20 protein-coding genes are annotated in these 21,480 nt (G+C 54.7%); 16 read left to right on the top strand and 4 right to left on the bottom strand.

Features of this window, described 5'->3' with window-relative positions; all coding sequences use genetic code 11:
- Positions 1–91: 91 nt before the first annotated feature.
- The gene (locus RA28_RS06195; RefSeq protein WP_039524626.1) at positions 92–403 is read right to left on the bottom strand and encodes a cupin domain-containing protein; all 312 of its coding nucleotides are present in this window, start codon (positions 401–403) and stop codon (positions 92–94) included.
- 36 nt (positions 404–439) lie between these two features.
- Complete coding sequence (locus RA28_RS06190) at positions 440–1,120, bottom strand: GntR family transcriptional regulator (protein ID WP_039524623.1); 681 nt, start codon at positions 1,118–1,120, stop codon at positions 440–442.
- Positions 1,121–1,382: 262 nt separating this feature from the next.
- On the opposite strand from RA28_RS06190, the gene RA28_RS06185 reads away from it, so the two are divergent.
- The 5 genes from RA28_RS06185 (at position 1,383) to RA28_RS06165 (ending at position 5,795) form a co-directional block, all read left to right on the top strand.
- Entirely contained in the window at positions 1,383–2,168 is a 786-nt protein-coding gene (locus RA28_RS06185; protein ID WP_052261300.1) for an SDR family NAD(P)-dependent oxidoreductase, read from the top strand.
- Between the two features lie 106 nt (positions 2,169–2,274).
- Positions 2,275–3,204, top strand: coding sequence for a TRAP transporter substrate-binding protein (locus tag RA28_RS06180; RefSeq protein WP_446737314.1), 930 nt, complete (start codon positions 2,275–2,277; stop codon positions 3,202–3,204).
- Positions 3,205–3,278: 74 nt separating this feature from the next.
- Positions 3,279–3,806 (top strand): TRAP transporter small permease, encoded by a 528-nt coding sequence (locus RA28_RS06175; RefSeq protein WP_052261299.1) that lies wholly within the window; start codon positions 3,279–3,281, stop codon positions 3,804–3,806.
- A gap of 9 nt (positions 3,807–3,815) precedes the next feature.
- A complete protein-coding gene (locus RA28_RS06170) occupies positions 3,816–5,096 on the top strand; it encodes a TRAP transporter large permease (RefSeq protein WP_039524616.1) in 1,281 nt (426 codons plus the stop codon).
- 186 nt (positions 5,097–5,282) lie between these two features.
- Entirely contained in the window at positions 5,283–5,795 is a 513-nt protein-coding gene (locus RA28_RS06165; RefSeq protein WP_052261298.1) for a redoxin domain-containing protein, read from the top strand.
- Between the two features lie 294 nt (positions 5,796–6,089).
- Here the strand turns inward: RA28_RS06165 and RA28_RS06160 are convergent, their stop codons facing one another.
- A complete protein-coding gene (locus tag RA28_RS06160; RefSeq protein ID WP_039524613.1) occupies positions 6,090–7,109 on the bottom strand; it encodes an AraC family transcriptional regulator in 1,020 nt (339 codons plus the stop codon).
- A 148-nt stretch (positions 7,110–7,257) separates the two neighbouring features.
- Here RA28_RS06160 and RA28_RS06155 point away from each other — a divergent pair, with 148 nt between their 5' ends.
- The 6 genes from RA28_RS06155 (at position 7,258) to RA28_RS06130 (ending at position 15,466) form a co-directional block, all read left to right on the top strand.
- Complete coding sequence (locus RA28_RS06155; RefSeq protein WP_082029737.1) at positions 7,258–8,655, top strand: amidohydrolase family protein; 1,398 nt, start codon at positions 7,258–7,260, stop codon at positions 8,653–8,655.
- 25 nt (positions 8,656–8,680) lie between these two features.
- Positions 8,681–9,445, top strand: a complete 765-nt coding sequence (locus tag RA28_RS06150; RefSeq protein WP_039524611.1) for a DUF3299 domain-containing protein — start codon at positions 8,681–8,683, stop codon at positions 9,443–9,445.
- Positions 9,442–10,620, top strand: a complete 1,179-nt coding sequence (locus RA28_RS06145; protein WP_039524606.1) for a carbohydrate porin — start codon at positions 9,442–9,444, stop codon at positions 10,618–10,620. The genes RA28_RS06150 and RA28_RS06145 overlap by 4 nt, the downstream gene beginning before the upstream one ends.
- Positions 10,621–10,670: 50 nt before the next feature.
- On the top strand, positions 10,671–11,912 hold the full coding sequence (locus tag RA28_RS06140) for a membrane dipeptidase (RefSeq protein WP_039526013.1): 1,242 nt from the start codon (positions 10,671–10,673) through the stop codon (positions 11,910–11,912).
- A gap of 792 nt (positions 11,913–12,704) precedes the next feature.
- Positions 12,705–13,778: a DUF389 domain-containing protein gene (locus RA28_RS22185; protein ID WP_052261297.1), complete on the top strand. Its 1,074-nt coding sequence runs from the start codon at positions 12,705–12,707 to the stop codon at positions 13,776–13,778.
- Positions 13,779–13,981: 203 nt separating this feature from the next.
- A complete protein-coding gene (locus RA28_RS06130; protein WP_039524604.1) occupies positions 13,982–15,466 on the top strand; it encodes a BCCT family transporter in 1,485 nt (494 codons plus the stop codon).
- 255 nt (positions 15,467–15,721) lie between these two features.
- Here the strand turns inward: RA28_RS06130 and RA28_RS06125 are convergent, their stop codons facing one another.
- Positions 15,722–16,246, bottom strand: a complete 525-nt coding sequence (locus RA28_RS06125) for a YceI family protein (RefSeq protein ID WP_241481068.1) — start codon at positions 16,244–16,246, stop codon at positions 15,722–15,724.
- A 179-nt stretch (positions 16,247–16,425) separates the two neighbouring features.
- Here RA28_RS06125 and RA28_RS06120 point away from each other — a divergent pair, with 179 nt between their 5' ends.
- From RA28_RS06120 to RA28_RS06100, 5 genes are all read left to right on the top strand, one after another.
- Positions 16,426–17,169: an endonuclease/exonuclease/phosphatase family protein gene (locus tag RA28_RS06120; RefSeq protein WP_039524601.1), complete on the top strand. Its 744-nt coding sequence runs from the start codon at positions 16,426–16,428 to the stop codon at positions 17,167–17,169.
- A gap of 75 nt (positions 17,170–17,244) precedes the next feature.
- Entirely contained in the window at positions 17,245–17,967 is a 723-nt protein-coding gene (locus RA28_RS06115; RefSeq protein WP_152612023.1) for a CDP-alcohol phosphatidyltransferase family protein, read from the top strand.
- Positions 17,964–19,577, top strand: a complete 1,614-nt coding sequence (locus RA28_RS06110; protein WP_039524598.1) for a sulfatase-like hydrolase/transferase — start codon at positions 17,964–17,966, stop codon at positions 19,575–19,577. Before RA28_RS06115 ends, RA28_RS06110 begins: the two co-directional genes overlap by 4 nt.
- Positions 19,574–20,479, top strand: coding sequence for a lysylphosphatidylglycerol synthase transmembrane domain-containing protein (locus RA28_RS06105; protein ID WP_052261296.1), 906 nt, complete (start codon positions 19,574–19,576; stop codon positions 20,477–20,479). The genes RA28_RS06110 and RA28_RS06105 overlap by 4 nt, the downstream gene beginning before the upstream one ends.
- A complete protein-coding gene (locus RA28_RS06100; RefSeq protein WP_039524595.1) occupies positions 20,476–21,471 on the top strand; it encodes an ABC transporter substrate-binding protein in 996 nt (331 codons plus the stop codon). The genes RA28_RS06105 and RA28_RS06100 overlap by 4 nt, the downstream gene beginning before the upstream one ends.
- The last annotated feature ends 9 nt before the right edge of the window (positions 21,472–21,480 follow it).

The raw sequence follows: 21,480 nt of genomic DNA, 5'->3' as shown, positions 1-21,480 counted from the left end.
AAACTGATCGTTCGATGAGCCTTGCGATCTGGTTGCAATCCGACCACTACCCGTCGGCACACTTTATCGCGTTGGTTTTCAGCCACTCGCCTTACAAAAAGTCGTCGCGTCGGGGTGTGAAACAATCGATCAGCTCACCGGCTTCCTGACAAACGCAGCCGTGGTTTTCGTTGGGTGGAATGATCAGACTGTCGCCCGGACCCAGAACGCGAACTTCGCCGCCTACCGTGAACCTGAAGCGCCCGGAATTCACGAATGTCGATTGTACATGCGGATGGCTGTGCTGAGTACCTTCGGCCCCCTCTTCAAAACGAAACGAGACCATCATGAGGTTCTCGTGATCGGCCAGAACCTGCCGTGTGACGCCTTCGGCGGTGGGCACAACCGGGAAACTTGCGGGCATCGTGCGGTATCCTTAATCAGATCAGTTCAGAGGCGCTCATTCAAAGTATTCAGCGTGCTTTGAATGGACCTCATCAATGGTTTTGTCGATCCGGCCAAGGTGGCGGCGGATTGCTTCGGTGGCTTTTTCGGCGTTCTTTTCGGCCAGCGCTTCGGCCAGTTCGATATGATCCCGGACCAGGATATCAGCCTCGCTCTCGCGCCCGAGACTGAGAACGCAAAGACGGTCGATCTTTCTTTTGCATTCCTGAATCGTACCGAACACCAACGGGTTGCCGCTCAGGTCGCAAATCAGTTTGTGGAAATCATAATCCAACTGATGGAACTTTTCGGCCTCGTTTCGCGAAACCACAGCGCTTTGCTTTTCAAGATTTTCCCCGAGTAGGCTGGCAAACTCGGGCCGCCAGACATCGCAAGCGGCGCGCACCACTTCGAGCTCTACAGCGAGACGAACAAAGCGGGCATGCCCGATTCGCTCCATCGAAAAGCTTCGTACGCGCGTGGCTTTTTGAGGCCGGATCAGAAGCAGGTCCTGTGCTTCGAGCCGGTTGAACGCATCCCGGACAGGTTGTCTGGACACGTCGAATTTCTTTGCGATGTCCGCCTCTGACAGCTTGGTTCCCGGCAAAATCTCAAGCGAAACAATCGCTTCGTACAGGTTTTCATACACGATGTCAGTGGTTGTGCGCCGTTCAATTTTATCAGTAATACTCTGCATTTCTTGCCTTTTTCTGCGCGTGAACCTTTCCACGCAACACCGGATCGACGAGGTCGCACCCTTCGACACCCATCATGGTACGTCCAGCCTCTTTGCCTAGCACGAATAGTAGTCACCGGACCCTTTGCCGTGCCAAATAAATTTGTTGACAATACTAGTATACTAGTCGACTAAATAACACAACGCCGCTGAAAACCTGATCACTTCAAGTGACCGGAACAGGAATTCAGGCAGGCTGATCAAGGAACCAAGGGAACGCGTTATGACTGAATTGCCTGCTCAACTGACTGGCCCAATTCGAGGATTGGCAGGAAAGGTTGCAATTGTGTCTGGCGGCGGGCGGGACATCGGGCGCGCCTGCGTCATGAAGCTCGCCGAAGCTGGTGCAGCGGTGGCAATCAATTATCACAGTTCATCATCCGGCGCGGAGTCTGCCGTCGCCGAAATTCAAGCTGCGGGTGGAAAAGCGATTGCTGTTCAGGGCGACATGACATCCGAGGCTGATGTTGGCCGGTTGGTATCAGAAACGCTTTCAGCTTTCGGTGACAGGATCGATGTTCTGGTCCACGTGACCGGAGGTTTGGTTGCCCGCAAGTCGATGGCCGAGATGGACATTGACCATTGGCAATACGTCATGGATTTGAACACCACCTCGTTCGCGCGCGCCATCAAGTCTGTTTTGCCTCATATGAGCAAGGGCGGTGCAATCGTCGGCTTCGCCAGCCAGGCCGGTCGGGATGGCGGTGGTCCGGGCGCGGTTGCCTACGCCGCATCGAAAGGCGCCGTTATGACAATGACCCGTGGGCTGGCCAAGGAACTGGGGCCGGATATTCGGGTCAATTCCGTTTGCCCCGGTATGATCGACACCGATTTCCACAACGTTTTCACTAAAAGCGAAGTGCGCAGCAACGTTGCCAACGCCACACCGCTGAAACGCGAAGGCACGTCCGAGGATGTCGCCAATCTGGTGGCCTATCTGGCCTCGGACGATGCCGCATTCATCACAGGCGCAAACATCGACATCAACGGAGGCCTTCTTTTTTCATAGCCGGCTTCGGTCACACATCACCATTTTTGTCTGTTTTTCTAGGGAGGAAAAAATGAACATCAAACTATCCAAAACACTTACAAGTGCCGCCGCTTTGGTTGTTCTTATGGGAACCGCGTCTTTTGCGGAAGACTGGCGCGGATGGAACATCCATGTGGACGGATACCCAAACACAATTGCGATGGACAAATTCGCCGAGCTTGTGACGGAAAAGACAGGCGGCGAGATCAATCTGCAAATGTTCCACGGCGGCACATTGGGCAGTCAGCCCGATGCAGTTGAACAGGTTCGCGCAGGCGCGCTGGAGGTTGGCAACTTCAACTTAGGTCCAATCGGTCCCATTGTGGCCGAGGCCAACGTTGTATCATTGCCTTTCATTTTCAAAGACGTCCCGCACATGTTCCGTGTCCTGGAAAGCGAAGGCGGCGAGGCAATCGCGGCCGGAATGGCGGAAAAAGGGCTGACACCTTTGGCTTGGTATGACGCAGGTGCCCGGTCTTTCTACAATGGCAGTAAGGCAATCAACACGCCGGCTGATGTCGAAGGGATGAAGGTTCGCGTCATGAACAATGATCTGTTCACGGGCATGATTGACGAGCTTGGTGGAAACCCTTCTCCGATGGCCTTCGCCGAAGTCTATCAGGCGCTGAAGACCGGCGTTGTGGACGGTGCGGAAAACAACTGGCCTTCTTATGAGTCGACAGGCCATTTTGAGGTCGCCGGCTACTACTCTCTGTCGCAGCACCTGATCATCCCTGAATGCATCTGCATCAACACTGACACGTTCAATGCCCTATCGCCCGAGATGCAAACTGCGGTTCGCGAGGCGGCAGAAGAGTCGGCAGAGTTGCAGCGGCAATTGTGGGCCGAACGCGAAGCAGCCAGCCGTGAAGCCGTCGAAGCAAGTGGCGTGGTCGTGAACGACGTGGCGGACAAGGCCCCCTTCCAGGCGGCCATGGGTCCGGTTTACGAGGCATACTTTGCCACCAACCCAGATTTGCGCCCGCTGGTCGAAACCATCCAGGCAACGGACTGATTTAGCAAAATCAAGTCTGAAACGGTCCGGTCCCGCGATGCGGGATCGGATGTCTTGTTAAACCTCGTAGGCCAATGAATAGATCATCAGAACCCCCAGAAGCGGTGCGCAGAATGGTCGTGATCCTGGATTGGATCGCCGATGTTTGCCGGATAGTGACCGGCGTCGCACTGGTCGTCATCACGGTCATTTTCGGGTGGCTCGTGTTTGGACGCTATGTGTTGAATGCAACGCCAACCTGGGTCGAGCAAGTTGCGCTGCTTCTTGTCATGACAATTGCATTTCTTGGTGCAGCGGTCGGCGTTCACGACAATACGCATCTGTCCGTGTCCCTCGTGCGCACTTCGGTTCCCCGGGGTGTCCGAAATGTTCTGGTCGTTCTAACGGACGTGCTTATGGCCGGGTTTGGCATCTTGATGCTGTGGTTTGGCGCTCGACTCACGATATTCAAATGGGGATCGCTGATCCCCTTGATACAGGTTCCCGAGGGCCTGCGCTCATTGCCTCTGACTATTGGCGGCGGCCTCATACTCCTTTTTTCCGTTGGCCACCTGATCCGCCTCTTTGCGGGTTTTGACGCGCGCAGCGACAGCATTGAATAGAGGCAATTGATGGGAATACTCTTACTGCTTGGCGTGTTCGCCCTCTGCGTTCTGATCGGCACGCCTGTCGCATTCGCACTTGGAATTGCGGCCATTTCTGCGTTCTGGTTCGAAGGGTTGCCCCTGATGATCGGGTTCCAGCGGATCGTGTCCGGGATCAACGTCTTTTCCCTGATGGCAATTCCATTCTTCATTTTCGCCGGCGAGTTGATGTTCCATGGCGGAATTGCAATGCGGCTTGTCAGGTTTGCTTCGGCGGCGGTTGGTGCCGTGCGGGGCGGTCTCGGAATCGTAAACGTGTTCTCTTCGATGCTTTTCGGCGGCATCTCAGGATCGGCCATCGCGGACATTTCTGCGTTGGGGTCTATCCTGGTGCCGGTCATGAAAGAGAAAGGTTATGATGCGGACTATGCCGTTAACGTGACCGTCACATCCTCGATCGCCGGGATCATCATTCCGCCAAGCCACAACATGATCATCTTCGCCATCGCGGCAGGTGGCGGTATCTCGATCTCAAAGCTGTTTCTGGCCGGTGTGGTGCCCGGTGTTCTGATGTGCCTGTGCCTGGCAGTGGCCGCGTATCTTGTGGCTGTGCGCCGAGGCTACAAGGCTGAGAAGTTTCCAGGTTGGCAAGCGCTCGCCCTGAGTTTCTTCAGCGCAATACCTGGTCTTCTGACTGCCGTTATCATCGTCGGCGGCGTTCTGTCGGGGATTTTCACCGTCACCGAGTCCGGCGCGTTCGGTGCAATCTACGCCTTCGTTGTCACGCTCATCGTCTACAGAAGCATAACTTGGGAAAACTTTTGCATTGCCGTGGCGTCTGCCGTGCGCACAACAGCGATGGTCATGATCCTAATCGCATGTGCTGGTGCTTTCGCCTACATGCTGACGTTCTACAGAGTTCCAGACAAAACCGTGGACCTGCTGACCGGGCTAACAGAAAATCCGATACTGATCCTGTTGATGATCAATGCGGTATTGTTGTTGCTTGGCATGATCATGGATATGGCGGCTCTCATTCTGATCTGCACACCCATTTTCTTGCCGGTAGCCAATAGCCTTGGGATTGACCCGCTTCAATTCGGAATGATCTTGCTCGTGAACCTGGGGTTGGGCTTGTGCACGCCTCCTGTCGGATCCTGCCTGTTTGTCGGGTGCGCCGTCGGCAAATTGCCGATGGAAAAAGCCGTGCGAACGATCTGGCCGTTTTACCTTGCAATTCTGCTGGCTTTGATGCTGATCACGTTCGTCCCCGCGATTTCACTTACGTTGCCGGGATTGATCGGATGACCAAATTTGATCTGATGGCAGGCGCATCTGTGCCAGGTTCACCTCTTCAATGCAGCACTTGTGAGTTTGAGTTTCGACATTTCTGCTTTAACCAACCATGGCAAAGCGCGGGTTGGGGTTCTGGGCCGCACCCTACGCCCCAGTTTTTCGTGCGCCCATCTGAAATCAAAAGCAAGGGAAATTGAAATGTCGCACAAGCCTTCAGTGAACGCGCCCGTCGGACCTCTCAGTTTCTTCGCCGTCAGTGGTGGCGAGCTGGAGATTGGCCAACCCAAAGACCGTTGGACGATGCTGTTTGTCTATCGCGGCAGACATTGTCCGCGTTGCAAACGGTTCCTGAACAAATTGAACGCCATGCTGCCCGACTGGGACAGCTTGCTGGACGTGGTGGTTGTCTCGGCTGATACAAAGGAAAAGGCCCGGACCGACAAGGAAGAGTTCGGATGGGCATTCGACCTGGGATATGGCATGACCGCAGCGCAGATGCGTTCGCTGGGCCTTTACGTTTCAGAGCCACTATCGGAGGCGGAAACATCAAACCTGTTTGCCGAACCCGGCGCCTTCGGCATCCGTCCGGACGGCAGCCTGATGTTGGTTGACATTTCCAATGGCCCCGCTGCGCGACCCGATCTTGACGAATTGCTGGACGGAATGAAGTTCAACATCGAAAACAACCGCCCTACCCGCGGCACCGCGTGAGCTTTCGCCGCTGCGTGTCGGTAGTACAGACTTTGGGTTACGATCTCCTCACTCAACCTCATGACATGCCGACATGCGGTTGAGAACGCGCCTGCATCAAACGTGCGTGCGAAAGATACTTGATCTGTTAAGGCGACAAAGAAACCGAATATGAAACGGGTGTCGCGTGTTTGGATTGAGAGCTGCATTGCAGCGAGTCTTCATTGGACCGCTGCTCTGGCGCCCTTGACCGCTTCGATCCACGTTACCTAGACAAACTGACGGGTCATCTTCATTTTAGTGGCAAGCCACCCGCTAACGCTGCCTCGCCGAAGCTGCATGGCTTCGGAAAGCACTGGGATTTACGCCGGTTTGTGATCGAAAGAAGCGGGTGAAATGTGCGTTATCGTGATAGCCAAGTGAGAGACCAATCTCCGAGATTGTTTTGTCGCTTTTGGACAGTTCGCTTTTTGCGCGTTCGATTTTCAGTCGCTTCACCTCTTTGGAAAGAGTGGTTCCGTTCTGCTTCAGAGCCTTTACAAGACGATCCCCTTCCAGGCCCAACAGTTTTGCAACGGCAACGGGGCCAAGATCGGCTTTGTCGAGATTGCCGGCAAGCACCGACCTGAGAGCGGTGACGACTGTCACCTCCGATGCGACTTTGGATGTCTGCCCCTCGGCCACCTGAATGTTGAGTTGTAACGCCTTGAAAAGCCAATCAACAGGAAAGGTGATCTCAATACCGGGATTGCTGGAAAAAGCGATCTGCACGTCCTGATAGTCTGCGGGAATTCCACCAATGTATTTGCTCTTGAAAGTCACTTTGGTGGGATCCCAGAACTGGCCGGTAACCGCGCGAATGACCCTGATGTACTGGGCACAGCCAAAACCCGTTACCTGTACTGGCGCGACGCCGGGGTCACCGAAACGCGTCACCTGATACGTGGCTGTGTTCGGTTCAACCAAGAGGCTGTGTTTTACCGAGCTCACTTCGGTCGGGACCATCTGAACATAACGGATCAGAAATTCGCTGAGTGTCTTGGCGTTCGACGCGGCGCTTGCAAAGGGCGGCCAATCCGAAAACGCGAAACCCTCGCCGACGCGTACGCCCAGAAACTTGTCATTTACCAAATCCGCAAACGTATTTGTCAGGCCGTAGAAAACCTCGGCATGTACAAACAGGTTTTCGTCTGCAGCCGCTGTCGCTGAAAGGCCATGTGATTTGAATGCAGCTTCTGGATCAATGCCACGCGAACGCAGACTGTTGGAAAACAGCGCAGCGTTTGAAAGCCGGATGAAACCGAGCGAGGGATTCGAGTTTGAGTTGTCTGTCACGTCTGGCCAGTCTTGTTATTGTATAACTCTTTGAAGCCAATATTTGCCTCTTTTTGCCGAAAAAAGTCCAGTATGAATTCAAAAATGGCAATGTGTTTTCAGGTAAGCGCGCTAGAATTTGAGGAACCCGAAGCGGAGGTAGCTCGAAATGCGTGGACTGTTGAAATCAAAACTCATTACCTCGGCAATACCCCTATTAATCGCCTGCGGCCTGCCTGCGGCAGCGCAGGAACAGACACCCCCGCAAGTGCTGTTTACGAACGTCAATATTTTCAATGGCGTCGACGAAGCTCTTATTGAAAACGGCTCTGTTCTGGTTGAGGGCAACCTTATCAAATCTGTTTCGAGCGATGCGATCACGGCCCCCGGCGCCACTGTCATAGACGGTGAAGGACGCACGCTTACCCCCGGCTTCATCGAACTTCACGCGCATCTGATGTTGATGGGGCCGACCCTTCCGGCGATGGAGGCCAATACAACGTGGGAAGATTTTGCGATCCACGGCGCAAGGATGGCAGAAATGTATCTGATGCAAGGGTTCACCACCGTTCGGGATGCCGGCGGCGCCAACGGCGGTTTGCGCCGGGCAATTGACTCGGGACAAATCGAAGGCCCCCGATATTACCCCTCAGGCGCGTTTATCGGAACGCGAGGAGGCCACGCCGATTTTGCCAATTTCACCGCTCCCCCGGGATCAGAGACGAACATGAGCCGGCTGAATCTGGCACAAGAAATCAGTGGGGTCGATGACGTTTACAAGTTCGCGCGCAACAATTTCCGTATGGGTGCAACGCAGTTGAAGTTCATGCAATCCGGGGGCGTCGTTTCAGCCTTTGATCCGTGGCAGTTGCTGGCGGGATCACCCGAAGAAATCAAGGCCGCTGTTCAGGTTGCAAATGAATACGGCAGCTATGTTATGGCCCATTCCTACCGAAAAGAAGCGATCCTGAATGCACTCGACGCAGGCGTTATGTCAATCGAACACGGGTTCTCGTTCGACTGCGAAATCGCCGAGGTAATGAACGAGAAAGGCGCGTACATCACAACGAACCTGACTGCATTTGACCCCGGTCTTCTGGATATCCCCGCCGTCGCCAATGTTCCGTCTAGCTTGGCCAAGGCGAAATCGGCCTCGGCAACATTCGCAGGCTACATTGACAACATGAAGGAATGCCCGGTGAAGCGAGGGTTTCAGACGGACTGCGTTGGCTCTGTCGAGGCGTGCAATATCCAGATTGCTTACGAAAAGCACCTGAACAACGAATTCTTCGGGCCATACACGTCCATGGTGACACTAACATCGACCGGCGGTGAGGTCGTTGCGCTGTCGGGCGACTTTATGAACCCATACACCGACGGCAAACTCGGGGTGATCGAAGAAGGTGCCTATGCGGACATCCTGTTGATCGACGGCAATCCGCTTGAGGATTTCTCGGTCGTCGGCACCGGAGATCAATGGTTCGGCGCAGATCCAAGACCTGAAAGCCCGGAAACCATCCAACTCATCATGAAAGACGGTGTGATCTACAAAAACACGTTGGATTGACCATTCAATGAAGCGGAGCGGTTTCATGCGCAATTGGCTTCAGATCGTTTTCTTTACTGCGCTGGTATCGTCCCCTCGCGCGGCCATCACGGCACCGGACTCAGTGCTTACATGGGACCGCCTGCCCGATCCATCCGCGCAGAGTTTCGAAGACCCGTATCGGGACCTCAGCCCGGAACAATTTGACAGTATTCTGTATGTTGTGCGTTTGCGTCGCAATCTACAGCAAGAGTTTGGCAGCACGGAGGAAAGACAAAACTGGCAGCAGCGTCTTCAGGAAACCGAAGGTGAACTGGTCGAAAAGGGCATTGATGTCGATTGGTTGCTGGATCAGCGCGAGGTTGTCACAGAACGGCGCAGAAAAGCGGGCACCGCTGGAAACCCGCAATTCGATGGCCAGACGGTGACACTGACAGGGTTTGCCATTCCTGCGCCCAACGATCCGGACGGTCAACCGGTGGCGTATCTGGTACCGGAACGCGGCATGTGCAGCCACATGCCACCTCCGCCGCCGAACCAGATGATCCGCGTAAGGCTGAACGGGGATTGGACACCCGGTTATTTTCATGAACCGGTGCGACTAACCGGGACGCTGAGGATCGAGCCCTCAATGCAAAGCATGATGGTCGTGGATGGGCTTGTGCCTATGAATGCCACATTCCAGTTGGAAACGGACAGCGTGGAAACTCTGGAAACAGAGGCGGACAGGCTGGCGTGGAAACGGCGTACAACCGACCACATTCGCGCGGCGATGGATCGAAAGACCGGCGGGGTCAACGCGTCCGAATGATAAGGCCACTAATCGCCGCCTTGGTAATCGCATTGTCGGGACCTGCCTCGGCACAAGGCCTTTCCGGGCCGTCTTCGGTCGAAGCCGATCTTGAGCCCGGTGATGGCCTGACAGACCCGCAGTATCGTTCGAATTTTCCACGGGACATCGCGCCGGGTTGGTTCAACTGGAAAGACAAACTGGCCGATGGCGGCTTTCGATTCAACGTGGACTACCTCGCTTTGGGTCAGACCACGACCGCCGATGTTGGCACTGGCGAAGCGGCCGGTGGCATCGCCCGGTTCTACGGCAATTGGCAGGCAACTGAACGTGGATCGCTGACATTCAAAATCGAGCAGCGGCATAGCTACACCGGTGTTGCCCCCCAATTTCTGGGTCTGGATGGCGGCGCCCTTTCGATTACCGGGACAGCTTTCAATGACACCGGGCTGCTGCTGACCAATCTGTTCTGGACGCAAAGGGCCGATGATGGCGCATGGACCCTTCAGATTGGCCAAATTGACGTCACTGATTTCATTGATATCTACGGTCTGGTCAGCCCTTACAGCGGGTTTCAAAACCTCGCGTTCAACACAAATCCAACAATCAACGCGCCAAATCCCGGGCCGGGCATTGCGGGCGGTTTGAGGCTAAGCAAAAATCTGTATGCCGTCGCAAGCGTTGCCGATGCAAACGCCGACCCGTCTGATCCGAATCTGGAGGTTTTCAGCGACGGTGACCTGTTCAAGTCACTCGAAATTGGATGCACCTCCGGCTTCGACCGCATCTATTTCGACAACATCCACCTGACCCTTTGGCATGCCGACGCCGCCAATGACGGCACCCGCCCGGAAGATTATGGTGGCGCGTTTTCAGCCGCTTGGTTCGTGAACAATAAATGGATGCCGTTTGTGCGGGCCGGCGCGGCCAAGGGCACGGCCGCTCTGTACAAACGATCCCTGTCCGCCGGTATGGGGTACTACGGCCGAAACACGGATTTGGCCGGGTTGGGTCTGAACTGGGCCGAAGCTCGTGGTATCGATGGGACCCAATTCACGGTCGAGGCGTTCTATCGTTTTTCGGTCTCGCCCGGTCTGCAAATCACCCCATCGATACAGTTCATCTCCAATCCGCTGTTAAACCAAGATCAGAACAGCATCACGCTTCTCGGTCTGCGCACCCGGATCGTCTTTTGATGCGGCTGGAACGACGTGGAACAAACCAGATTAATCAAGGAGGCTCTGCAATGAAGACCCTATTGGCCGCAACCGCCGCGGCGATTGCATTCGGTGGCGCGCTGCACGCAAGCGAGGAAAGCAAAACGTGGGATGCGTCAGAAAAAGCGCGACAATTTGTGCAGGACACGATCGTTTTGGGCATGTTGGCCAGTCCGTATGGCACCGGATGGACTGAGTATGAGCAGCTTCACACCTATTTTGAACGCGCCCGGGAAAATGGGATTACCGGCCACGAGATGACGCTGGCCGCAGCGGACATGTCCTTTGAGACCTTTCTTGATCAGCACTACCATTTCCGGGCGGCCATGGCGCAACAACCGGAAAATTACCTGATCGTGAATGAAACCCGCGATATCGAAGCCGCGCATATTCAAGGCAAGACAGCTGTGATCTGGAACAGCCAAACGGCTACGATCCTGGACGGCGACCTCAAGAAGATGTCAGTGCTTAAGGATCTAGGGATCAAGAGTATGATCCTTGCTTACAACGACATTTTCCGCACTGGTTCTGGGCAGTTGGCGGCCTACAACGGACGCGACATCGGTCTGACACCTTGGGGAAAGTCGGTCATCGATGAAATGGTGCGTTTCGGCATCCTGCTGGACCTGAGTCACACCGGCTCCAAAACGGCCAACGACGCTATGGACTACATGGACGAAAACTATCCGGGCGTGCCGTATGTCTACACGCATTCCGTGCCCGCGGGTCTTTATGCAAATGGACCCGACGCAACACCGCGAGGGTGCTATCGGGCCATTCCCGACGACGAGGCGCTGCGCGCGGCCAAGTCGGGTGGCTATGTGTCTCCCACCTTTACAGAATGGATGATGGACGGCGTTTGGCCCGAGGATATCTCGCCCAAACAGGCCGCTGACATGATCGACTACTACGTCAAACTTGTAGGTGTTGACCATGTAGGGATAGCAACCGACGATATGTTCTCACTGGAACTGGTTGTGCAGTTCGCCACAGCAAACGCAAGCATGTACGATGATGGTGGTTATATGATCGACGCCTTCAATAGAGGCGCGACAGGCAACGGTGAGCTTGCCAAGATCCTTGCGGCAATCACCGATGACCTGTGGGCGCGCGGCTATTCCAACGAGGACCTTGCAAAGATCTATGGCGGCAACAAGATGCGGGTTTATGCGCAAGTTTGGGAAGGCAAGCCCCCCGAACAATTTCTGAGAGAATACCCGGAACGCCTGCGGTTGCGGCAGGAACTAAGCGACGGGTTCTATTCGCGGTGAGTCCGCGAAAGCGCGCTACGGCAAAAACTTAATCACTACGGGACGCCACTCGGCACTGTTTTTTGCGAGCCGACGTTGCTGGCAATCATGTGTTTTCACTGCAGGCGCCCGTCGCCCAGCGCCGACCGCGCAAAAAGGCGAAATTGCCCGCCCCCTCCGGTCGCAAAAGCGTGTCCGTCAAAAGGGAAAGTTGCGGCCCATTTCCAGCAGCTTCAATCAGTCTCCTGGTGACGCTACTCACTTGCGTCACCAGAAGACGGCCAGACGGTGCTGGCGGATGCGAGGACAACAGAGGTAATACAGTTTTGCCTCGCATTCGAATATTTGAATCTAAAATGCAACAATTCAATATTTTTTACACTCGGAAAAAACTTATTTGTCGCGTGAATGGAACTATCCTGCGAATTCGAATAGCTTTAAAGGGCCGAAAACCCTTGGGGTTGCGTCCAATTACTGGGCTCAGGGTTTCAAACCCGTTGCAGGATTTCAAATGCATAGCAGGCCAACCAATCCGGCGTTCGGGCTTGCATTTTGAACATAGTCTGGTCGGTCCCATGACCAGACTATGGCCCGCGTCGCCCATCATCCCAGATCAGGGCGACGCGGGCGTTTTAGCTGACGCTATTCAGGTGATGGCAAAAGTCTGTCGGGTCCTTGCCTTCTGATTTCAACAACGTTGCGTGCGGCGGGGACCAGAACCGATTGCGACACCAAAAACCATTCTGCAGGCACTTTGCCGATCATATTCAAATAGGTAGATTGGAAATGACCTAAATTCATCACGGACGCTTCATGCCCATAGACAAGTACAGCACGACCCGCGACATACTTCGCTTCGAAGGTCCTGATCGGGTCGCGTACTGGAAGCGTTTTTCGATGTTGCTTGGTCTATCGGTAATCGCTGCAACAATGGGTTTGGTGCGGAATTCGGGCGCCGTTGTTATCGCCGCAATGCTCATTGCACCCCTTATGGCCCCGATCCTTGGCATTGCCGCATCGATGGTTGTCGGGCGCAACAGTCGTGTTCTCAGCCTGTTGGGGATTGTCTTTTTGGCAGCCTGCCTGAGCGTCGGTCTGGCCTGGTTGATCGTTTACGTTGCGGACGTGCCAAAAGGCACAATTGTCCCGGAACAAATCATGTCGCGGACAGACCCGGGAACCGAAGATTTGATCATCGCGCTCGTGGCTGGTGTGGCTGGCGCATATGTCCAGGTCAATCGCGCCGAAGTCAGTTTGCTGCCGGGCGCAGCGATCGGTGTCTCGCTGGTTCCTCCGTTATCCGCCGCCGGAGTTCTGCTGTATTTTGACAATTACGCAGACGCCTATGAAGCGGTTCTTCTGTTCAGCACCAACCTCGCGGCAATCGTCCTTTCCGCTTGTGCTGTATATGTGATCACAGGCGGCGTTTCCGTCGTTTTTGGCAAAAGCAAACGGCGCGCGCAATTCACCGTGAGCCTTGTCTTGACGATTGTCGTGCTTGCTGCAATCGCCATGCAATTGGTTTCTGCCACTTTCAACCGTTACTCTGAAACGCGCGCTGAAAGCGAACTGTCTCTTGCAATTCAAGACTGGTCGGGCTCGGAATCTGTTGAGATTGTTCGACTGGATGTTAACGCCGCCAAGAAACGAGCGGACATCTGGATCATCGTTGACCTTCCGATAGAGGCGCAGCGTCAAGTGGCTTCTGTGTCAGAGCTTCTGCCGGACCACCTGAAAGATGGGCGCTTAGTCGACCGAATGCGCGGCGTTTTGGGGTCAGACTATGCAGTTGCGTTTCGGTACCAAATCAGGTTCGCCGGGTTGATTTTCCTCGGCTCGGAATTTGTCGTCGACGCGCCGAAGGTGGAAGAGACCAGCGACGAGTAACCTCGGTTGTTGAACGTGATGGGAAGGATCGGAACAAGTTCACCGCGATGTGCCGAAAGGCTTTTCAAATACTTGGCTTCCGATTGTTACGTGTGCCGAAATGGCCACCGACTGCAAACCACAACAGTCGAATTTCGTCTTTGTTCACCGCCATTTTGTCACTACGTTAACCGACAGACCCAAAACCAGTTTTTCTGAGCAATATGAAAGTAAACGCCCTTTTGGTTTCGGCCCTTCTGGTCAGCAGCGGTATTGCCATTTGGGGCATTATCGATCCGCAGGGGTTGGGTTCTGTTTCGGCAACGGTCGTTGCGATCCAGTTCGAAAGCCGGGGCTGGTTCATTATGCTGGAAGCCAGTGCGTTATTGCTTCTGGCTATCTATCTTGCGCTCTCGAAATACGGGTCAATCAGAATTGGGCCCGACGACTCGGCCCCCGAGTTTTCCACACCGACCTGGATCGCGATGCTTTTTGCAGCGGGTATGGGCGTGGGCTTGCTGTTCTTCGGCGCGTCCGAGCCGCTGACGCACTTTTCTGTCATTCGCGAATTCAGCCCGGACCCGAAAGCAGCAAGCCAAGCCATATTTGTTACCTACTTGAACTGGGGGTTTCATGCTTGGGCAATCTACGGTGTCGTCGGTCTGATCGTCGCCTTTTTCGCCTTCAGACGAGAACGTTCCCTGCTACTGAGCGCCCCCCTGCTTGATGTCTACGGCAACAAACGGTGGACCCGCGCAATGGCTTGGCTTTTTGATTTCCTGTCTGTTGTCGCCATTGCCGTCGGTTTGGCGGGTTCGTTGGCGATGGGTGTATTTCAGATCCAGACAGGATTGGCCGGCGTTCTGGAAATACCAAATTCGTATACCTTAACAGCGGTGATTTTCATCGCGATGTGCATTGCATTCCTCATCCCATTAAGGCGCGATTTGGGTGAAGGGATGTCCAAACTGTCCAATTTGGCAATGTGCATCGCAATCGCTTTGCTGATCTACTTGTTGGTTCTTGGCCCAACGTCTTTCGTCATGAATTCCATAGTTTCAGGGTTTGGGCGATATGTATTCAACGTCGTTCCAGCTGGATTTTCGACGACTGAGTTTTTTGACCAGACCCTATCTAGCTGGTTTCAGGACTGGACGCTCAACTACATGATCTGGTGGCTTGCATGGTCCCCGTTCGTCGGCATTTTCATTGCACGAATTTCGCGAGGCAGGACGATCCGCGAGTTCCTGACAGGCGTGATTATCGCACCAACACTGTTCTCGATCTTTTGGTTTGGTGTTTTTGGCGGTATTGGCGTTTTTGATGTTTTACAAGGAAACGGCCAACTTCTGGAGGTGAACAGCGAAAGCCTTGATGCGACGACATTTGCGCTCTTACAGCAATTTCCTTTGCAGTATGTGACGCAAATCGCGACAATTGCTGCCGCTTTCCTTTTCGTTGTCACCAGCGTTGTCAGCGCGGGTTTCACTCTGGCCATGATCGGAACCGGCGGGAATGAAAACCCCACGCCCGGCATTCGCACGATCTGGGGCGTAGTTCTTGGTGCGCTTGGATTGGCGATGATCATCGTAAACGACGTATCGCTTGTGCGGTCGATCATTGCGCTTTCCGCCATCGCATTTGTTTTCATAGTGCCAATTCTTGTGATCTGTTTGCTAAAAGCCCTTTCGAGCGAGGCCTCAAAATGACGGGATCAATTATTGACACGGTCCTGAACGTGACCGTGTTCGCCTACATAGGTTTTTTGGTCTGGCTGGCGTTGTATCGCGCCTGATGAAAAACAAAGGCTTCAGAAATTCGGGCGAACAGGTGGGTCTGCCGAATGTCCCACAACCCAAAATCTGCCGCTTGCGAACGGCGCGGAAAGATCAGCCCGAACCGTTTACCAGTTTGAGACTGCACTACACGGTCCCCACATTTGTAAAGGCAGCTGCGCTGCGACCTCAGTCGTCGCTTTTGATTGCTTCCGTTTCGATGTTGATCGTCACTTCATCGCCCACCAATCCGTTTTCCACGCCGTAGTTCATCCCGAATTGACTGCGCAGAATCGATGTATCCAGCGAAAGCCCCAAAACCTCGCGCTTGTGGCCAAAGGGGTATTCCGCGACCTTGTTGAGCGTCACGTTCAGCGTAACCGGTTGAGTTTTACCCAGAATGGTCAGGTCTCCAGTCACTGTCCCACTTGTGGCATCGGTGGGCGTGCCACTGTTCGCGAAAAAAGTGATCTCGGGATATGTTGTGACATCCAGAAAGTCCCGGTTCTGCACATGACCGTCGCGTGCTTCGTTGAATGTGCTGACAGATGCAGCCTGAATGGCGACTTCGACGTCGCTTAGTTCCTGGGTCTCGGTATCATAAGAGAAACTGCCTGTTAGATCGGTGAATATGCCCAGAGTCTTTGCGTATCCGATATGATCCACCTTAAAATAGACCGCCGTATGCGTCGGATCGAGCTCATAGCGAGCCATATCTGCAAAAGATGCAGCGGCAATTGAACTTAATGCGGCGGATGCGATCAATACGCCTTTCACTCGCGTGAATCTGACCGAAGAATTCTTTTTTTGTGCAACAAGCATTGTCCGACGCCTCTAAGCAGTAACGACTGACCAAGATATAGACTGCCGTCGGGCAAAAGCCGGAAAAAAACATGAGCAACCCAGAACTGCGCTGCGCGACATGGAACATTCACCGCGCCAAAGGCTTGGACGGACTCGTTGATGCAGACCGTGTGATAACCGCGATCAAGACGGATTTGGCGCCATTGGGGCTGGACATTCTGGCGTTGCAGGAAGCGGATGAGGAGCGCCGACCGCATGCGCGAATTCTGGATGTGAAACGTATCGCAGAGTTGACGGGGCTCACATATACTCAAGAGTCGCGTGACTTGCGCTGGGGCAGCCAAAGTGACGGATTCTTGGGTAACATCCTGTTTCTAAGTGACAGATTTCAGCGCACCCATGCGGATGTTATTGATCTGCCGGGTCATTGCCATCGCGGCGCATTGGCCATTGAAACGCGTGTCGCCAGCTGCCCGCTGCGCATCATGACCTTGCACCTGTCTTTATCGCAGCCGCTGCGCATCATACAAATGCGTACAATCGGGCAATACCTGCGCCGCCGCCCATTGATGCAGACCCTTATGCTTGGGGACTTCAACGAATGGCGCCCCCGGGGTGGCTTGATGTTTCACCGCCGCATCGTGGGAACAACGCTGGAGGGGCCAGCTCGGGCCACCTTTCCCAGCAAACGACCCTTTCTATCTTTGGATCGAATATTGACGGACCTTCCCAAGGCTCTCTCAGAGGTCAAAGCAATAAGTTCAGCAAATTTTTTGAGCGCATCAGACCACTTACCGTTGACCGCCGTCGTAAAAGTCTCGAAACGCATTTGAATACTTTGTGCCGCTGCGCCTACCCTCAGGCCGTTGGTGAGCTAATTTATTTGCAGGATAACCCGGGTGATTTGAATGTTTGGCGGTGACACTTACAACGCGACCCGAACGGCAGAGGTGGAGCCTCCGGTCGCTCAACTGTGTTTGGCCAGCGCGGCGCTGGCATTGGTGCTAGGTGTTGCCTCATCCATGACGGCAGGTTCCGCCGCAGTTTCGTTGGTCGTTTTTGCAGTGTTCGTCGGATTTTTGATCCGTGGGCTGCGCCAGTCTTACCCGCATGACGTTCTGGGTCTTTGCAATGTCGTGACCTTGACCCGCACTGCGATGGTCGCGTTCTTGGCGGGGGCCGTGTTGGCGCCTGCCGTCAACCCTTGGCTGATGTTCAGTGTCGCAACCTTGGCATTCTCGCTGGATGGCGTGGACGGCTGGTTGGCGCGGCGGTCAGGACTGACATCCCGCTTCGGAGCAAGGTTTGACATGGAAACCGACGCGCTTTTGGGCGCGGTTCTGGCAACATGGCTTTTGGCATCTGGGAAAACAGGTCCAGAGATCCTTGTCCTGGGCTTCATGCGCTATGCCTTTTGCCTAGCCGGATTTCTGTTTCCCGCTTTGCAGGCCGATCTGCCCGCATCCTTCCGCCGAAAAGCGATCTGCGTCGTGCAGATAGGTGCATTGATTGCGCTGCTGTTCCCGTTGACGCCCGATATTGCTGTAGTCCCGGTATCCTTTTTGGCGGCGGCGCTGTTAACATGGTCATTTCTGGTGGACATCAATTGGCTTCTTAGGCGAACGGAATGAAGCAGGCGGTTTTTCTAGCGCTGGGTGCACTGACTGTTTTTGCCGTTCTGGCATTGCCTAACCATCCCAGCGCCTTTGGTTGGGGTGCTTTGGCACGCTGGCAGTTGGAATTGCCAATCGTTCTGCTTTTTGTCGCAGTGTTGGGTCGCCACATGATCGCCGTCCACGCTGTCACGCTGGCCTTGATTGTCGTGGTGCTATTCAAACTGGCCGACTACGCGATGTTCGGTTCCTACAATCGACCGTTCAACCCTGTTGTCGATCTCTCTTTGGTCGCGGCGGGTCTTTCTTTCGCGCGCGACAGCCTTGGCTTGGTGCTGTTCATTTCCGTAATGTTCGCCGCCGTAGTGATGATGTGCCTTTTGTACTACGCCCTTTTTTGCGGTCTTTCCGCCTGGGCGAAGCTTCGGACAAGCGGAAAAGCAAGTCTTGCCGCAGGTTTGGTTGCCCTGGGATGCACAGGATGGGCTGTGGCGGATGCGGGCCATCATCTGAACTATTGGACACTTGCAGACAGCCCGCCGGGGACCACTTGGACCTCTCGCCTTGCGGTCAAACGTGTCGATCAGATACAGCAGACGACCAAAGATCTGGCCGAGTTTCGCGAAGCGGCGCAGTTGGACGTCTATGGCAACCCATCTGGATTGCTGGACGGCTTGAACCAGCGCGATGTGGTCTTGATTTGGATCGAAAGCTACGGACGCGCGAGTTTCGACAATCCACTCTACGCGTCGACCCACCTCGCAACACTGCGCGACGCTGAGTCAGAACTGTCAGGGTTGGGCCTGGCAATGAAAAGCGGCTGGTTGACGTCACCAACCGCAGGCGGGCAAAGCTGGCTGGCGCATGGAGCATTGGGAAGCGGTTTATGGACGACGGACAACGGCCGCTATCAGGCGATGATCGACAGTGGAAAAAAATGGTTGTTTCACATCGCGCAAGAGGCTGGCTATCGCACAACGGCTGTTATGCCAGCGATCACAAAGGATTGGCCCGAAAGCAAGGCGATGGGATTTGATCTGATCCTGGATGCGGCCAAGATACCGTATCATGGTGACCGCTTTCGCTGGGTTACGATGCCGGACCAGTTCACGTTATCTGCTTACCCGGACCTTCTGCCGCCCGACCCCCGACCGGACTTTGTTCAGATCGCGCTGATCTCGTCACACGCCCCGTGGACGCCAATCCCTGACGTAATCCCTTGGAAGGATGTCGGCGACGGCACGGCCTTCAACGAAATGGCCGCACGAGGCCCATCGCCAGAAACGCTCTGGAAAGACAAAGATGCCGTGCGGGATGCGTATCGCGGATCGATAGATTATGTTTTGCAAGTGGTCTTTTCCCATGTTGCACAGCTATCGGATGAGGCCCCTTTGGTTATCGTGGCCGGTGACCACCAGGCCGCAGGCTTTGTCTCTGGCAGCGACAACAAGGATGTGGCGGTCCACTTCATCGGGCCCGCAGAGGTCCTGAAACAGATTGATCATTGGGGCTGGACCAGTGGATTAATCCCGGCCGCTGACACGCCGGTTCGACGAATGGACAGTTTTCGGGATGACTTTGTTGCAGCGTTCTCGGCCCAGATTTCGACGGCTTCGGTAGCGCAATGAGCAGGTTTTTGGTCAGACTTGGTGTATCGCTGGGAGTTATAGCCGCGCTGCTTTGGTGGACCGATGCCACGCGCGTTGCCGAGCATCTGCTGACGCTTGATCCAGGATGGGTTGGGCTTTCGATTCTGGCGACAACTTGCGCGACACTTTCGATGGCGTACAGGTGGCAACTCACGGCCAGTCGGTTGGGCATCCGTTTTGATTACCCGTTCGCGGTGCGCGAGTATTATATCGCTCAGTTGGTCAATTCGGTTCTGCCGGGCGGCGTTCCGGGCGACGTTGCCCGCGCCGTTCGAACAAGGAAAGAAGCCGGTTTGAAAAGTGCGGCGAAATCTGTTGTAGCCGAGCGGATTTTGGGGCAAATCGCGATCATGTCGATCCTTTTCTTCGGGGTTCTCACATCCCTCTTGTGGCCCGGAGCGTTTCATAACCCAACACTGAGCATGACTGTTCTTATCGTCTTGCTCGCTGCATTGATCCTAGTGGCGGCGCTTGCAATTTCGTTCGCTCCAGTTGGCGAATTCGTGCTCTTTTTGCTCAGACTTCAGGGACAAACAGTGTTTATCGCACTTGCCATAGTAAGCTCGGCATGCCTGGTGTTTGGGTTTTACGCATCCGCAAGAGCCGCAGGAACAGAAATCCCACCCGAGGGTCTGGTGATCGTCATCCCCCTGGTTTTATGCGCTATGCTGATCCCGCTTTCCGTCGCAGGCTGGGGTTGGAGAGAAGGCGCTGCCGCCGCTCTGTTTCCAGTGGTCGGTGCGTCATCCAGCGCGGGCGTTGCTGCGGGCATCACTTACGGAGCCGTCATCCTTTTCGCCGCGCTGCCCGCCGTCGCGATTCTGCTTTGGCCAGGGACCATTGAAACACAATCATCAACAGGGAAAAGAAATTCAGTATGACACAGCCAATCCACCTCACCCGCCGTTTCTTTCTTCAAACCAGCGCGGCAGGCTTTGCCGCTTCTGCATCGGGGCTGCCTGCCCTAGCCGCCAACCTTCAACCCGTGAATTTTCAGCTCTCTTGGCTGCATTCCGTGCAGTTTGGGGGAAGTTACATTGCCGCGAACAAAGGGTATTGGTCCGATCTGGGCCTGGATGTTTCGCTTGCTCAAGGGGGGCCAAACGCGCCGGTTGAACCGCCCGTGGTTTCTGGCACGGCTTTGGTCGGGATATCCGCCGCCGATTACACGGCAGCCGCAGTCTCTCAAGGCGCGCCGTTCAAAATCATAGCGGTCGCCATGCAGAAAAACCCGTTCGCAATTGCTTCTTTGGACAGCAACCCAGTGAACGAACCCGCTGATCTGGTTGGCAAAAAAATCGGAATGGCAGTAGCGAATACACCGGTATTGCAGGCGCTGTGCACGCTGAACAGCATAGACATAGATCAAATCGAAATTGTCCCAACCCAGTATGATCCGGCCCCCCTTGTCAGCGGTCAGGTGGATTGCCTTCTGTGTTGGGAAACGGATTTGCCTGTGGCCATGACGGTTCAGGGCGTTGGAAACACAACGATGTTGATGGCCGATTATGGCTATGCCGTTCATTCGCAGACCTATATCGCCACCGAAGAATCTCTTGCACAACGACGGCAAGAACTTGTGTCCTTGCTCAAGGGCGAAGTCATGGGATGGAATGATTATCACAAGGATACCGACGCCGCTGCCGAACTGACCCTGCAGATGTTTCCCGACGCAGGTCTTGATCCCGACGCGCAAAAACTGCAAGCGGCGCGACAAGTGCCACTGATGTTCTCGGATCTCACTGCCGAATTCGGGTTCGGCTGGTTCACCGAAGACACGGTTGCAGCCAACGTCGAAACGCTTGCATTATTGGGCCGAAACGTCACGCCGGACCTTTGGGACCGCTCGCTTCTTGAAGAGGTGTATGGTTGATCCCAGGGG

This window comes from Ruegeria sp. ANG-S4, assembly GCF_000814005.1.
In the GTDB taxonomy this organism is placed as follows: Bacteria; Pseudomonadota; Alphaproteobacteria; order Rhodobacterales; family Rhodobacteraceae; genus Ruegeria.
The sequence above is the reverse complement of the archived record's forward strand: the minus strand, read 5'-3'. Positions and strand labels throughout refer to the sequence as shown.

Excerpts from the sequence above, each read along its gene's own strand:
- RA28_RS06175 (WP_052261299.1), top strand. The coding sequence starts at position 3,279 with ATGAATAGATCATCAGAACCCCCAGAAGCGGTGCGCAGAATGGTCGTG.
- RA28_RS06125 (WP_241481068.1), bottom strand. The coding sequence starts at position 16,246 with ATGGCTCGCTATGAGCTCGATCCGACGCATACGGCGGTCTATTTTAAG.
- RA28_RS06130 (WP_039524604.1), top strand. The coding sequence starts at position 13,982 with ATGAAAGTAAACGCCCTTTTGGTTTCGGCCCTTCTGGTCAGCAGCGGT.
- RA28_RS22185 (WP_052261297.1), top strand. The coding sequence starts at position 12,705 with ATGCCCATAGACAAGTACAGCACGACCCGCGACATACTTCGCTTCGAA.
- RA28_RS06165 (WP_052261298.1), top strand. The coding sequence starts at position 5,283 with ATGTCGCACAAGCCTTCAGTGAACGCGCCCGTCGGACCTCTCAGTTTC.
- RA28_RS06185 (WP_052261300.1), top strand. The coding sequence starts at position 1,383 with ATGACTGAATTGCCTGCTCAACTGACTGGCCCAATTCGAGGATTGGCA.
- RA28_RS06190 (WP_039524623.1), bottom strand. The coding sequence starts at position 1,120 with ATGCAGAGTATTACTGATAAAATTGAACGGCGCACAACCACTGACATC.
- RA28_RS06145 (WP_039524606.1), top strand. The coding sequence starts at position 9,442 with ATGATAAGGCCACTAATCGCCGCCTTGGTAATCGCATTGTCGGGACCT.
- RA28_RS06180 (WP_446737314.1), top strand. The coding sequence starts at position 2,275 with ATGGGAACCGCGTCTTTTGCGGAAGACTGGCGCGGATGGAACATCCAT.
- RA28_RS06155 (WP_082029737.1), top strand. The coding sequence starts at position 7,258 with ATGCGTGGACTGTTGAAATCAAAACTCATTACCTCGGCAATACCCCTA.
- RA28_RS06195 (WP_039524626.1), bottom strand. The coding sequence starts at position 403 with ATGCCCGCAAGTTTCCCGGTTGTGCCCACCGCCGAAGGCGTCACACGG.
- RA28_RS06115 (WP_152612023.1), top strand. The coding sequence starts at position 17,245 with ATGTTTGGCGGTGACACTTACAACGCGACCCGAACGGCAGAGGTGGAG.
- RA28_RS06140 (WP_039526013.1), top strand. The coding sequence starts at position 10,671 with ATGAAGACCCTATTGGCCGCAACCGCCGCGGCGATTGCATTCGGTGGC.
- RA28_RS06150 (WP_039524611.1), top strand. The coding sequence starts at position 8,681 with ATGCGCAATTGGCTTCAGATCGTTTTCTTTACTGCGCTGGTATCGTCC.
- RA28_RS06170 (WP_039524616.1), top strand. The coding sequence starts at position 3,816 with ATGGGAATACTCTTACTGCTTGGCGTGTTCGCCCTCTGCGTTCTGATC.
- RA28_RS06105 (WP_052261296.1), top strand. The coding sequence starts at position 19,574 with ATGAGCAGGTTTTTGGTCAGACTTGGTGTATCGCTGGGAGTTATAGCC.
- RA28_RS06120 (WP_039524601.1), top strand. The coding sequence starts at position 16,426 with ATGAGCAACCCAGAACTGCGCTGCGCGACATGGAACATTCACCGCGCC.
- RA28_RS06110 (WP_039524598.1), top strand. The coding sequence starts at position 17,964 with ATGAAGCAGGCGGTTTTTCTAGCGCTGGGTGCACTGACTGTTTTTGCC.
- RA28_RS06100 (WP_039524595.1), top strand. The coding sequence starts at position 20,476 with ATGACACAGCCAATCCACCTCACCCGCCGTTTCTTTCTTCAAACCAGC.